Source organism: Citrobacter sp. Ct235 (assembly GCF_030332305.1).
Taxonomy (GTDB): Bacteria; Pseudomonadota; Gammaproteobacteria; order Enterobacterales; family Enterobacteriaceae; genus Citrobacter_A; species Citrobacter_A telavivensis.
The window spans coordinates 65,169-77,497 of the sequence record NZ_JAOWIC010000049.1 but is presented as its reverse complement, the minus strand read 5'-3'; the positions used below and the strand labels follow the sequence as shown (position 1 = coordinate 77,497).

General features: G+C 56.3%; 12 protein-coding genes. All 12 read right to left on the bottom strand.

Annotated features, from left to right (window positions below; translation table 11 throughout):
- Positions 1–69: 69 nt before the first annotated feature.
- Positions 70–558, bottom strand: a complete 489-nt coding sequence (locus OGY35_RS17495) for a hypothetical protein (RefSeq protein WP_152405129.1) — start codon at positions 556–558, stop codon at positions 70–72.
- A 24-nt stretch (positions 559–582) separates the two neighbouring features.
- Complete coding sequence (locus OGY35_RS17490) at positions 583–1,068, bottom strand: TlpA family protein disulfide reductase (RefSeq protein WP_152405130.1); 486 nt, start codon at positions 1,066–1,068, stop codon at positions 583–585.
- Positions 1,055–1,750 carry an ABC transporter ATP-binding protein gene (locus tag OGY35_RS17485; RefSeq protein WP_178826182.1) on the bottom strand — a complete coding sequence of 232 codons (696 nt, stop codon included), beginning with the start codon at positions 1,748–1,750 and terminating at the stop codon, positions 1,055–1,057. Before OGY35_RS17485 ends, OGY35_RS17490 begins: the two co-directional genes overlap by 14 nt.
- Before the next feature lie 4 nt (positions 1,751–1,754).
- A complete protein-coding gene (locus tag OGY35_RS17480) occupies positions 1,755–2,885 on the bottom strand; it encodes an ABC transporter permease (RefSeq protein ID WP_286632979.1) in 1,131 nt (376 codons plus the stop codon).
- On the bottom strand, positions 2,875–4,158 hold the full coding sequence (locus tag OGY35_RS17475) for an ABC transporter permease (protein WP_286632978.1): 1,284 nt from the start codon (positions 4,156–4,158) through the stop codon (positions 2,875–2,877). Before OGY35_RS17475 ends, OGY35_RS17480 begins: the two co-directional genes overlap by 11 nt.
- Before the next feature lie 2 nt (positions 4,159–4,160).
- Positions 4,161–5,540, bottom strand: a complete 1,380-nt coding sequence (locus OGY35_RS17470; RefSeq protein WP_286632977.1) for a Fe-S-containing protein — start codon at positions 5,538–5,540, stop codon at positions 4,161–4,163.
- A 66-nt stretch (positions 5,541–5,606) separates the two neighbouring features.
- A complete protein-coding gene (locus OGY35_RS17465; protein WP_042319779.1) occupies positions 5,607–6,134 on the bottom strand; it encodes an iron transporter in 528 nt (175 codons plus the stop codon).
- Between the two features lie 29 nt (positions 6,135–6,163).
- Positions 6,164–8,104: an FTR1 family iron permease gene (locus OGY35_RS17460; protein WP_286632976.1), complete on the bottom strand. Its 1,941-nt coding sequence runs from the start codon at positions 8,102–8,104 to the stop codon at positions 6,164–6,166.
- Positions 8,105–8,367: 263 nt separating this feature from the next.
- Positions 8,368–9,120 (bottom strand): NADH:ubiquinone reductase (Na(+)-transporting) subunit C, encoded by a 753-nt coding sequence (gene nqrC / locus OGY35_RS17455; protein WP_286632975.1) that lies wholly within the window; start codon positions 9,118–9,120, stop codon positions 8,368–8,370.
- 193 nt (positions 9,121–9,313) lie between these two features.
- Positions 9,314–9,820 carry a protein disulfide oxidoreductase gene (locus OGY35_RS17450; protein WP_286632974.1) on the bottom strand — a complete coding sequence of 169 codons (507 nt, stop codon included), beginning with the start codon at positions 9,818–9,820 and terminating at the stop codon, positions 9,314–9,316.
- Complete coding sequence (locus OGY35_RS17445; RefSeq protein WP_286632973.1) at positions 9,810–10,433, bottom strand: DsbA family protein; 624 nt, start codon at positions 10,431–10,433, stop codon at positions 9,810–9,812. Before OGY35_RS17445 ends, OGY35_RS17450 begins: the two co-directional genes overlap by 11 nt.
- Positions 10,430–12,310, bottom strand: a complete 1,881-nt coding sequence (locus tag OGY35_RS17440; RefSeq protein ID WP_286632972.1) for a protein-disulfide reductase DsbD family protein — start codon at positions 12,308–12,310, stop codon at positions 10,430–10,432. Before OGY35_RS17440 ends, OGY35_RS17445 begins: the two co-directional genes overlap by 4 nt.
- Between the last annotated feature and the right edge of the window lie 19 nt (positions 12,311–12,329).

Genomic DNA, 12,329 nt, shown 5'->3' with positions numbered 1-12,329 from the left:
GAGAAGATGACCCATCCTGAATGTTCGCGATAGCGCTTGCTTCGTCAGCCAGCGAAATATGGCTTCAGGCTATTCAGAAATAATGACCTCATGGCGGATGTTACGCGCGCAGTAGGTCGTCCCGTCTTTGAGATACAATTCCTGAAAACGGGTCTTGTCCACCGACTGCTGCAGCAATGTGCGTTCGGTATCGACAAACTCTTTTTGCACGCGGTAATGCACCGCATCCTGCGTTTCAAACGCGATAAACTCGCGGGTGGCGTAGGGCTTATGTTTCAGTTTGACATAGACGATATACTGTACCGTGCTGAACGTAAGCCCGGTCTGCGCGGCAATCTCCTTCATGGTCAGCGGTTCATCGGACTCATACAGCGCCTGTACCTGTTGAATTCTCTTCTGGTTATACGTTGATACGCGCAGGCTGAGTTTCAGCCGGTAAGCCATATTGCGCACCACGGTCACATTGGTGCACAACATCTGCGCAATGTGTTGCGTCGAGAGGACGCCTGCGTTTTCACGCAGGAGCGTCAGGCTCTCGTCGTTCCAGATAAATGCCATCAGCGGTATCCCTCCACCGAAAACTTATCGCGCCGCGAGACGGGCGAACGTGGCGGCTAATTCAGCCGGTTTACGCATTCCCTGATGCCATTCCAGCACCCGGCCCTGTGAGTCAATCAGAACCGAGGTCGGCGTGCCGATGACCTGATACCTTTCCTGGGTTATCTTCATCTGGTCGCGAAGGACCGGATACGACACCTGATGCTTCGCCAGTAGCGCATCCAGGCTGACCGTTCCCGGATCGGTATTTACCGCCACCACCACCACGCTATCGCCCCATTTTTGGCTTAGCGTTTCCAGCGAATCCATCTCCGCCAGACAGCCGCCGCAGCCCGCAGACCAGAAGTTCAGGTAGATAGACTTTCCCTGCCAGCGATCCAGTCCGGATTCCTTGCCCTGTAAATCGAAGGCCGCCAGCGCCGGGGCCGTTTCGCCCACCGCCAGTTTTTCCTCTTTGCAGCCGCTGAGCAGTACCGCCAGTGAGAGAATGAAAACGTTAAGCCAGCGCATGTTGCATCGCCTCCTCTCCCTGATACTTACCGTGTTGCAGACGTAAAATGCGATCGGCAAACTGCCCGAGCGCCGGGTTATGCGTCACCATCACGATCGTGCGCCCCTGGCGATGTAAATCGGTAAGTAGATCTAACACCCGCTGTTCATTCTCTTCATCCAGGTTGCCCGTCGGTTCATCGGCAAAAATGACCGGCGGCTCATTCACCAGCGCCCTGGCAATACAGACACGCTGCTGCTCCCCGCCGGAAAGCTGGCTCGGCAAATGGGTCACGCGGTGCCCAAGCCCGACCTGTTCCAGCACGTTTCTGGCCGCCGCCTCGTCCACCACGCTATGGTAATGCTGCGCCAACATGATATTTTCCAGCGCGGTTAAAAAGGGAATGAGATGGAATTGCTGGAATACCAGGCCAATCTTCTCAGCGCGAAAACGGCGACGTCCCTCTTCGTCAAGCGCCGCCGCGTCAGTTCCGTCAAGAAACACCTGACCTTCCGTTGCGGTGTCCAGACAGGTGAGAATGTTCATCAGCGTCGTTTTCCCGGAACCGGAGGCCCCCATAATGGCGACGAACTCCCCTTGCGTAATCCGCAGGTTAATATCATCCAGGGCGGTAACGTCGCCGAACCGTTTATAGAGGTGACGCGTTTCGATCGCCACCTGTGGAATCTGCGTCACGGACATGGCGCTATTCTCCTTTCAGCACTTTAGCGGGTTCGACGCTGACCGCGCGCCGCACCGGAACAATCGCCGCCAGAATGGCGACCAGTAAAGACAATACGAGGGTGATGGGCAGCACCGGCAGACGCAGCGAGATTGCCGCGTTGAATACCGTCAGTCCCAGTAGTTGCGCCAGCAAATAACCCAGCAGCCAGCCGCATACCACGGCCGCGAGGGCGATAATGCAGGTTTCCAGCAAGATTTGCCGCACGATGTCGCCATTGCTGGCACCCAGCGCTTTTTGCAGGGCGAACTCGCGGGCGCGTTCGCCCACTATCGCCATCAGGGTGGTATTCACGCACAGGGAAGAGAGCGCCAGAATGACCAGCGATACCAGTCCCATCAGCCCTTTAATTTTATCCAGCACCTGCCCTTCGGACGCGGATACCTTACGTACCGGACGAATCTCCAGATCCGGATACTGGCTTTGCAGGCGACTGGCGTAACGATCGACCTGGCCGACATCGTTACTCACGCTCAACAGGCCATGGCTGATTTTTCCCGGCTGATGTAGCCAGGCCTGCGCCACGTCGAGACTGACGATCAGCATGTTGTCCGTGGCGTCACCCGCTTCGACAATGCCTTTAATCTGCAGATTTTTTCGCTGGTTATGATCGACCAGCGTGACGCTATCGCCGGGCTGAACGTTGAGACGCTCCGCCAGCTTAACGCCAATCATCGCGTTGCGATCGTCAAAGCTGACGCCAATCCAGCTCCCCTGCACCTGCCAGTACGGCACCAGTTTTTGCAGCGATTCAAACCAGACGCCAACGATCACCACTTTTTCCAGTTCGGTACGCGCCATGCCGTACAGCCACGGACTGGCACCATGAACCAGCCCCTGCGGCGCGTCATCCAGAATCGTCTGTAGCGCCTGCTGTGGCATACTCGCACCGTGCCCCGGTCCGATGTAGAAATTGGCGCCGAAGGTGCGCAGTTCTTCACTCATTTTGGTATTGATGTCGAACCATACCGCGCTCAGCGCCGTCACGATGGTCGCTCCCACCATCAGCGCGGCAAAAACCACGCTAACCCGCTGAAAGCGCAGACGCAGTGCTCGCCACACCAGCAACCAAAGCATTGTCCGTTTAGCGGCCATACAGCACCTCCACGGGATACAGTCGCGCGATGCGTCGCGCCGGGAACCAGGTGCCGATCAGGGCAATCAGCACCGCAACCACGAGTACGCACGGCACCACAATCCAGGCGAAATCGAGCGGCGCGTCGAACAACATCACGCCAATCGCTTTCGCCAGCCCCCATCCGGCAACGCATCCCAGCGCCCCGCCGGCCAGTCCACTGGAGGCGGCTTCGAGGTAAAACAGCAGCATTATCTGCCACTGGCGTGCGCCGAGCGCCTTCATCAGACCGATCTCTTTGGCGCGCTCCATAATGGTGCTGGTCATCAGCGAGGCGATCCCCATTGCCGACGCCGCCAGCGCAGCAATCGTCACCACCACCATCAGTAACTGAATTTTATCAATCACCACCCCTTCAGACGCGGCGACCTGCCAGACCGGACGCACCTCAGCCCCGGAGATCGCCTCTTCCAGTTGGTGGGCAATCGAAGACACATAAGCGGTGCAGTACCAGAGGTCGTACTCTTCTGCATTCAGTGCATCCAGATTTTCCCGCGCGCGGCGCGAAAGCTCATTTTCCGGTACGGTCAGCGCCGAAACGCGAATGGCCTGTACTTTGCCGGGCAACCCCAGCAGCGTCTGCGCGGTCGCGAGCGGCATCACCAGTTGGCTGTCTTCCTCGCCGCCGCTGGAGAGGATGCCGCTGACAGTGACATGGATTGTCGTATCCGCATTGTTTACTACCAGCGTATCGCCCACTTTCCATCCTGTTTGTCGCGCCAGTGCGTGTCCCACCAGCGTTTGTGGCGTACTGTTCTCTCCTTCCTGCGGCCAGTCGCCGGTCACCTGCCAGAACGGACTGACCGTCTTCTGTCCGGTTTCGTATCCCTCTTCATCAGGAATATCGACCGGTTGACTAAAGAAGGTTCCCAGAATGCGCACCGCGTCACCGTTAGCGGTGACCTCACCGCCCAGCATCGGCGCAAAACCGACAATGTTATTGCGCCAGAAAATATCTTTGATATTCGGCAATTCGGCTTCATCAAGGAAATCCTGTCCCGAGAGCGGATTGCTGCTTTCGCTGAACAGTGCGGGTAATGCCGCCTGCCCGGCAGGCTCAATCAGGATATTCGCGCCGTAGGATTTGAGTTCACGGGACATTTTGTCGCCGATGTCGATAGACACCGCCAGCAGCGCCGAAATCAGGCTGGCCGCCAGAAACACGGTGACAATCGCCAGCCCTTTACGCCGTAAGTTGCGTCCCCAGGATTGTCGTAACATTCGCCACAGCATCGTTACTCCTCCCTCAGTTCAGCAGGGACAAACTGTTCAGGCGTCTTGCGAAAGCGGTCATAGTTCGCTTCGGATGAGAAGAACCAGGTCTTACCGCCGTAGCTGTATTTGAAGTCTGCCGCCGTATTGGTTAGCGTTGAGCCGTCGACCGGATCGGTTACCTGAATGGTCATCACCGTCGAGAAGTAGTTCACGCCAGCGGCCAGTTCTTTACCGGGGATCACCAGCTCTTTTTCATCGTTGTGCCAGTTTTCAATCGGCACCGGGTTGCAACCGCCGGGTTTACCAATGGAAGGGATAAAGATGTGTACCCCGCAGGCAACGCAGATCACCTGATTGCCTTCCATCACATACCCCTGGTCGCCGCACAGCAAACAGGCGTCGAACACCACGCCAAAGCGCAGTTTGTCGGGGTAACGGTTGATGATGAAAAAGCGTACGGCTTTGCCATCGTCAGCCACCCAGACAAAGCGATGCAGCTTACCGTCGCGGAGTTGTTCAACCGGCAGATGGACACTGCCGTCGCTGTCGAGCGTTACCGGGATCGCTTGCGAAAGTTGCGGCGGTTGAGAAGCGACGTTGTCCCACCACAGTTGTCCGGCAATCACCACCACGGCACAGCCGAGGGTGACCAGCCAAAGCCGTAGCGCATTACGCCGCTGCGCCAGCGCCAGGCGATGTGCTATCGGTTCATCTGTAGCCCGCGTCAGCCGGTGGGCGCTCAGCAGCGACGGCAGCCAGCACAGCGCCAGAAGCAACAGTAATCCCGCCGCCATCCAGTTATACGCCGGGGCGTTATTGGTGACTTTCGCCACAAAGCTCAGCAGCGATTTTGCCAGCGGCAGCACCTGCAGTTTCATCAGCAGCAACAGCAGACTGCCGCTTAACGGCAGCCACAGCATCACCAACAGAATAAAGGTGAACGGCCAGAACAACACGCGGATACGGCGCAGCAGCATGGCGCAAAGCACGCCAGCCAGACAGAGGATGGCGAAAGCAAGGACCACTGCCGTCAGATTCAGCAGCAGTTCAGTATTCAGGACATGCGTGCTGGTTAATCCACCGAGATTCGGGTCGAGCGCCCAGTGACGCGCCGCGCCAAAAACCAGGATGCCCTGCCAGAGATAGCGCACGCGGTTGCCCACCCACCAGAAGCTGAGTACAAACAGCAGCGTGACCATCACTTCCGCTCCCACCAGTAACAACTGTACCGGTTGTGATCCACGGAGCGTCAGTCCCGCCAGCACGCCGGTCGCCAGACCGACTACCAGCGTCCAACCCAACGGGCGCAATGAGGGAGGATCGTTTCGACTCCAGAGGACACCGGAGAGTAGCGCGATGCAGAAAAAGACCTGTAGCGTGGTGACGAAAAAGTAACTCATGACATCGACTCAGAACAGCGGATTGACTCAGCCGGGACGAGCATTCATCCCGGCGCATCGGTTTTCTTAGTTCAGACCGACGTATTTAAATTCGTAGCTCACATCAAACGGTTTCCACCAGCGACCGACACCGGTGTCACTGTCGGTGTGACGGTGCATACCCGCTTTTGACGGCGGCTCAATGTGGTATGTCACTTTGTAGTTGCCCACACCCATCATTTTGACGTTCGCGCCGTAGTGAGGGCCATCGCTGGCGACCATCGGCATAAACGTCCCTTCCTGTTTTTCACCGGTATCGCTGTTGACCAGGGTGTAGCTGATGGTCAGATACGGGATCCACTCACCTGCGCCAAAGCCGTTTTTACTGCCTTCGACCGCGTGAATATCCGCCTCAAGGTGAATATCGGCTTTCGCTGCCGGTAAGCCCATGCCGCGCGGCTCCATGTCGATCGGCTGCAGGTAAACGGCGGCCAGCTCCATTTCATTCATCACGACAGGCTCGCCCGCCGGGTACTCTTTAAAGGCGAACGCTGCCGGTGCGGTGAAAATTCCGGCCATCACTGCGCTGGCAATCAGGGTTTTCTTCATGGTCATCAGACATATCCTCTCGTCTAAAATCACAACTACAGAGTGTTTTTTATTGTTTCCCCGGGAACGGCGCTTTTACGCCGCATCACCCACAGCGCAACCAGCGCAGCGAGCAGTAATACCGCCTGCGGTAACAGCGTTTCCACATAGGGATAAATCCCCAGCCAGCTGATTTCCGGGAAGCCGTTAATCAACGTTGGCTGGAACAGTTTGCCTTCCACCAGTTCCAGAACCCCCTTGCCCGCAAATACGAAGGCCATCAGGTACATGAAACTGCCGGTAAACATAAAGAAGGGTTTCAGCGGCAGACGCACCACCGAATAACGCATGACCAGCCACGCCGCCAGTAATACGACACAGCCAATGACAAAGCCCGCGCCGATCGCCATGTGTCCGGCGACATCGTTGGCATCGCCTATCAGGGCGTAGTAAAACAGAACCGTTTCGGCGCCTTCACGATAGACCGCGAGGAAACTGGTCAGCCACAGTCCCACCAGCGACCCTTTCGACAGCGAGTGCGACAGTTTGCCTTCAAGCCAGGCCTTCCAGTGTCGGGCTTCCACTTTGGACAGCAGCCAGTAGCTCATGAAGAAGAGCATCACGACCGCAATCAGCATTGTGATGCCTTCCAGCAACTCCCGACTGGCGCCCGAGTTGGTAAACAGCAACTGGAAAATCACGGCGGTTATCACGCTGGCAACCAGTGCGACGATCACCGACTGGCGAATCAGCGGCAGCTTATCCTGATGATTGTTTTTCACCATGTAGGCGACAATTGCCGCGACGATCAGCAGGGCTTCCAGCCCTTCACGGACGATGATCATCAGGCTATAGAGCAGCAGGCTCCACTGCGTCTCTTCCCCTTCACCAAGCATCGTTACCGCTTTTTGCAGATCCTGCCCGAGCGCGCTGGCTTCTGACTGGAGTCTTTCCACCGGCTGACCGGCCTTCATCAGACTGACCAGACGGGTAAAATAGGCCTCCAGCGTGGTTTTAAACGCCGAATCACGGGAGCCGATTTTGTTTTCCATGCCGCTGGCTTCGAAGCGGTCGAAATAGCTGTCCTGCACATCCAGAATGGCATTCTGCGCCTCGCCGCGCTGATACCGCGCGATAGCCTCCTGAATACTCTGATTAATGCCATCCGCCACTTCACCCCAGTTTGCGCGCGAACTCCCCTCCTCCACCGCCGGCGCGTTATCCGCAGTTTGCGGAGGCGCAATCTGCTGATCGTCGCGGGTTGTCGGCAGGCCGGGCAGAATATCCTCGATATCCTGTAACAGCGTAGTGACCTGATAAGAGACGTCGTTGAGGCGATCCGGTTGGGCGGCAAGGGCAATCAGCGCGGAGAACTGTTGGTTGATAGCGGCGGCATCTTTGGCCGAGCGATTCTGCCTGACCGACATTTCCATCTCAGAGTTTTTGAATCCCTGATAGTGCGCCTGCTGAACGTGTTGACTGGCGGTGACGTAGTTCCCGGACTGATAGTCGTTCACCGCCTGGGCCAGCAGATCGTCGATCGTCCGGAAGCTCTCCTGCCAGTGGACGGCGATATCCGTTCGGGTGAGCGCACTGTGCTGTTCTTCCGCGACCAGTCGGTGTCCGCCGTCCAGCACCGGTTCGACTTCACGTAGCGATGCCTTCAGCCAGTCAATTCTCGACTGCACGTCTGCGATCGGTTTTTTCTCGCCAATCATCCGCCGGATTTCACCGAACGCGCTCTCCATCTCGTAGCTTTTGCTGGCAGAAATGTTGATGCGAATGGGGCCTTCCAGGTTTTCGAACACTTCGAAGTAGGCCATTTGCACCGTGCGACGCGCCTCATCGGTTTGTTGCTGAGAATAGAGTTCTGCTGTTTTATCAAGGCGTTGCTCAATATCCTCAATAAACGGAGCATAGTTTGTCGTGGCCCATACGCTAACGCTTATGAACAGACTGAAGAGAGTCACCAGCAGTGAGAGGCAAAACTTACGCACGTTACGCACCAAAGAACACAAATGATAATTATTATCATTATCGATTTTTGCTGGTGTTGTACATGACCTGGATCATAAAAATGTCAACGGGTGACAACTTATGTAAATTTATTTCATCGATATGTGATGGAAGGCGAAATCTGACGGCGGGTAATATACCCACTCGCCGTCTGGAATTGAATGACTACGTTGCGTAAATCCGCAAGGAATTAATGATGCTGCGCCCACTCGCTTAAATGAAATTATCCGCAGGCGAAAATCACTCAGCGATTCAACATCTCTGGGTCCTGTTTTAACCGCTGTAAAAATGGGCCATAGCCCTGTTCACTGATCCAGTAGTTAATACTCTTTTCAACGCCCTTTGACGTCAGCGTCGCACCGGAAATACCATCAACGGTATATTCATCATTCTTCCCTGATTTCTCCTGAACTATTTTCAGCACCGGCGTTCCATTGTCATCTGCCACTTTTTTCCCCGGCCATTGTTGACGCCAGTTTTCATCTTTCACTCTGGCCCCCAGAAATGGCGTCTCTCGCTGCTGGTAATAATACAGATTGTTCACCGTACGGCCGTCCAGTCCCAGAGAGAGAAACGCGTGCATCATCGATTTCGCGCCTTTGCCTGAAACAGGAATGATAACCTGCTGAATCTTATTATACTTATCTTTTACCAGGTAAACTTCTGCCAGCGTACAGCGCTGGCGAATCTGTGCGGGATCATGGTCCGGAGCGAGTTTTTTACATCCTTGTGCGGCCGTTTTATCCGTCACCCACTCGCCAGAATCCAGATTCACCGAGCGCTCGATAATCGAACGCTGATACAGGTTCTCTCTCGATTTTTTATCCTGAGAATCCGCTTTAAGTAAGCCCGCAGCCTGTAAAACAGCGGCATTTTTTTCTTCTGCCGTCGGTTCCGTCATTTCCCCCTGAAACAACATAAACCAGGCGACCGCAATCAGAAAAATAAGAACACAAAGCACCATCATTGATGCAACAATAATTTTACCCTTGCGCATTTCTTTATAATCCATGTAAGCATTAACATCGTAATATCGTTACATGATATGCCATCACTCCTGGCAATTTGCAATAATAAAAACCGAGAGAATATATAATCAACCCGACTTAACTTTCGTCTTAAATATTTGAATAGCGTATTATTACGGCTACTTTATGGCGTAAAAGCGCCGGGTTTCCCCGGCGCTTTATTCAACTGACTTTCGCCCACCATAGCCGCAGGACCATCCCCCAGTAGCTGGTCCAGCCACTGGTGGTTGAAACGACCTGCCCTTTCGACACCACGACCAGCGTGGGGGTAACGCTGATATCCCAACGGCGGGAAAGTGCCCCGTTGGCGTCGTTAATCACGGGAAAGGAAAGCCCTTTACGCGCCAGCCAGTGCGTGAGTGTCTGTTCATCTCCCGAGCGCAGCGCGATGGTCAGCACGTTCTTCCCTTGAGCCTGCAAGCGGGCAACGTCCGGTGTGGTATAGCGGCAGACGCCACACCAGGTGGCCCAGAAATAGATGAGCAACGGTTCTTCCTCGCTCAATGCCGCCAGCGTCACCCGTTCTCCATCCAGCGTGTTGAGCGGTGTACTGTTGAAAGAAGTCGGCGCCTGCGGCGCGCGCCAGGCATCCATCAGCAGCATCCCGCCAGCCAGCAGCGTCAGAAAAATCAGACCTTCACGCAGCCAGCGCCGCAGCTTACTGACCATTCGCCACCGCCAGTTTTTCTTTGACGACCTCTTCAAGCACCTCCCAGGAGACGGCGCCAGGGATCAGTTCATCACCAACGATTGTCGCCGGCGTGCCCTGGATGCCAATCAATCGTGCCAGTTGCAGATTGGTACTCAGCGTTTCATTGCTTTTTTCATCCAGCGTGACCGGGTTGGCAGCCGATTTTTCCTGCGCCTGCTTAATGCTAACGTCCGTGTGATACCCCTTCTTTTGCATCAGTTTTTCATGCAGCGCGAGGAACTGCTGCGGATATTCACGCCAGGTGGTAAGCGCCGTGCGCGCAGACAATACCGAGCTTTCCCCTTTGAACGGCAGCGGTTTGATGACTACCGCCACGTCAGGGTATTTCGCCACAATTTTCTCCAGCAGCGGATCAAGCTGTTTGCAGTATGGACAGTTGTAATCCGTGAAGTTAACCAGCGTCAGTTTTGCCTGTTTTGCGCCAATGCGCGGACTGGCGGGATCGTTAAACAACGCCTCCTGAATGAGAGCTTCGATCTGTTTTTCCTGCGCTGGGGTAAACGGCGCACTTTCTTTGGCGAAGCTGAACGCGCTGAACAGGGAAAATAACAGGATTATCAGGGATTTCATGGTGTTTCTCCTTTCGCCCCGGCCAGCATGTTTAACAGACCGTCACGCGTTAATAATGTCGGCAGCGCCTGACCTTTCGGTAAGCCGGGGCCATAAATTTGGTTATACGGTACGGCAACCTGACCGCGGGATGTCAGAAACGCGGTGATGTCATCGGATGGCAACGTCCAGTCGCCGCGCAGGGCCACAACATCCGGCTGCTGTAGCGCCGCCTGCACCGCGTCGGTGTTCAGTACGTTGTATTTATTAACCTTGCAGGTAATGCACCAGTCGGCGGTCACGTCAATGAATACGCGCTTATTCTGCGCAAGCGCATCGGTAATCGCCTGTTCACTGAGCGGTTGCCAGTGGACGCTCTCTTTCGCCGCACTCTGGGAGGTAAAACCCAGATGAGGCAAAAGCAGCGTTGCCAGCCAGAGGGCAGAACCGAGCATCATCAGGCCGAGCAAGCGTCGCAGCCCGTTCATCCAGCGTCCCGGCTTCGGCAGACGAAGCGCCAGACCAGGACGCAGCGCGACCAGCAGCCATGGCAGGCTCATCCCGACGCCGAGGGCGAAGAAAAGCCCCCACAGCACGGGCAGCGACGCCGTCAGCGCCACCGCCACCGCCGTGCCGAGAAACGGCGCGCTGCACGGTGTTGCCAGCAGCGTGGCGAACGCGCCCTGCCAGAAATGTCCAGCCAGACCGTTGCCGCCGTAAGTCGCCAGTCGGGTGGTCATTGATGACGGCAGACGGAATTCAAACAGACCGAACAGACTGGCGCTGAAAACCAACATCACCAGCGCCATCGCACCGATAAACCACGGATTCTGGAACTGGATCCCCCATCCCAGCGCCTGATTGCTCAGTCGTAGCACGGTCATCAGCAGCGCCAGCGCCATGAAGGAGAGCAGAATACCGCCCACCGAGGCGAGAAACTGGCGTCGTATTTGCTGACGGTTTTTCTCTTCGACGAGCAGAATGGAACCCAGTTTCATCCCCAGCACCGGCAACACGCAGGGCATCAGATTGAGGATCAATCCGCCCGCCAGCGCCATGAGGATCACCTGCCAGAGCGGTAGCCCGGCGTGCTCGGCCATCGGCTCATCGCCAACGGTAAGTTGGCTCTCTTGCGCCACGCCGTTATCTGCCAGCACCAGCGTGAGCGATTTGCCACGCAGATTCGGCGCCCCTTCCCCCCAGCTATCGTGAACCGGCACCGTCGCGCGAAGTCTGTCTCCGTCGACCCGGATAAGCGGTTTGGCGAAATCCGCATCCTCTACGCTATCAAGGAATAGCGCTGGCGAGATCCAACCACCGCTGCGCTGCGCCTCGACGATCAGCTCACCGCTACGCGCACTGGCGCTCAGCGTTTGTGTCAGACCTTGCGTCAGGGGTACGCGCCCCATCGCCTGCGCATAGTCATGCGCAAACCCGGCATCCTGCGAAGACGCCGTGAGTGAAAACGGATAGTCGGTCAGCAGACACACGTTGCTACAGGTGGAGAGCGTCAGCACGCCAGCGATGCGGCTGGGCGCAGGTCCCCGGACGGCCAGCACAAACGTGACCTGCTGGTGATAGCCCTGGGTGGTGATACCGGCGACGTCAAAACGGGCCGGTGTCGGCCAGAACCAGTCCACCGTCGGCATCTCTCCTTTCCAGGTGATGGCAGGCGCAACGCCGCCTTCCCCCGGCGAGCGCCAGTATGTCTTCCAGCCGTTTTCCAGTTTAACGTCGATCAACAGACGGGTTTCCCCCTGCGCTGACGTATCGGCGCGCAGTCGTACGCTGGCGTGGTCGTTCTCCGGGGAACGCAGCCAGCCGCTTTCTGCTGCCCATGACGCGGGCAGCCAGAGTAATAACAGGCAGATCAGTGCCTGCCTGAAGGCATAAATCATAATTTTTCTCCATGAATGA

Bases quoted from the DNA above. Each gene is read 5' to 3' on its own strand.
- OGY35_RS17495 (WP_152405129.1), bottom strand. From the start codon at position 558: ATGGCATTTATCTGGAACGACGAGAGCCTGACGCTCCTGCGTGAAAAC.
- OGY35_RS17490 (WP_152405130.1), bottom strand. From the start codon at position 1,068: ATGCGCTGGCTTAACGTTTTCATTCTCTCACTGGCGGTACTGCTCAGC.
- OGY35_RS17485 (WP_178826182.1), bottom strand. From the start codon at position 1,750: ATGTCCGTGACGCAGATTCCACAGGTGGCGATCGAAACGCGTCACCTC.
- OGY35_RS17480 (WP_286632979.1), bottom strand. From the start codon at position 2,885: ATGGCCGCTAAACGGACAATGCTTTGGTTGCTGGTGTGGCGAGCACTG.
- OGY35_RS17475 (WP_286632978.1), bottom strand. From the start codon at position 4,158: ATGCTGTGGCGAATGTTACGACAATCCTGGGGACGCAACTTACGGCGT.
- OGY35_RS17470 (WP_286632977.1), bottom strand. From the start codon at position 5,540: ATGAGTTACTTTTTCGTCACCACGCTACAGGTCTTTTTCTGCATCGCG.
- OGY35_RS17465 (WP_042319779.1), bottom strand. From the start codon at position 6,134: ATGACCATGAAGAAAACCCTGATTGCCAGCGCAGTGATGGCCGGAATT.
- nqrC (WP_286632975.1), bottom strand. From the start codon at position 9,120: ATGCGCAAGGGTAAAATTATTGTTGCATCAATGATGGTGCTTTGTGTT.
- OGY35_RS17450 (WP_286632974.1), bottom strand. From the start codon at position 9,820: ATGGTCAGTAAGCTGCGGCGCTGGCTGCGTGAAGGTCTGATTTTTCTG.
- OGY35_RS17445 (WP_286632973.1), bottom strand. From the start codon at position 10,433: ATGAAATCCCTGATAATCCTGTTATTTTCCCTGTTCAGCGCGTTCAGC.
- OGY35_RS17440 (WP_286632972.1), bottom strand. From the start codon at position 12,310: ATGATTTATGCCTTCAGGCAGGCACTGATCTGCCTGTTATTACTCTGG.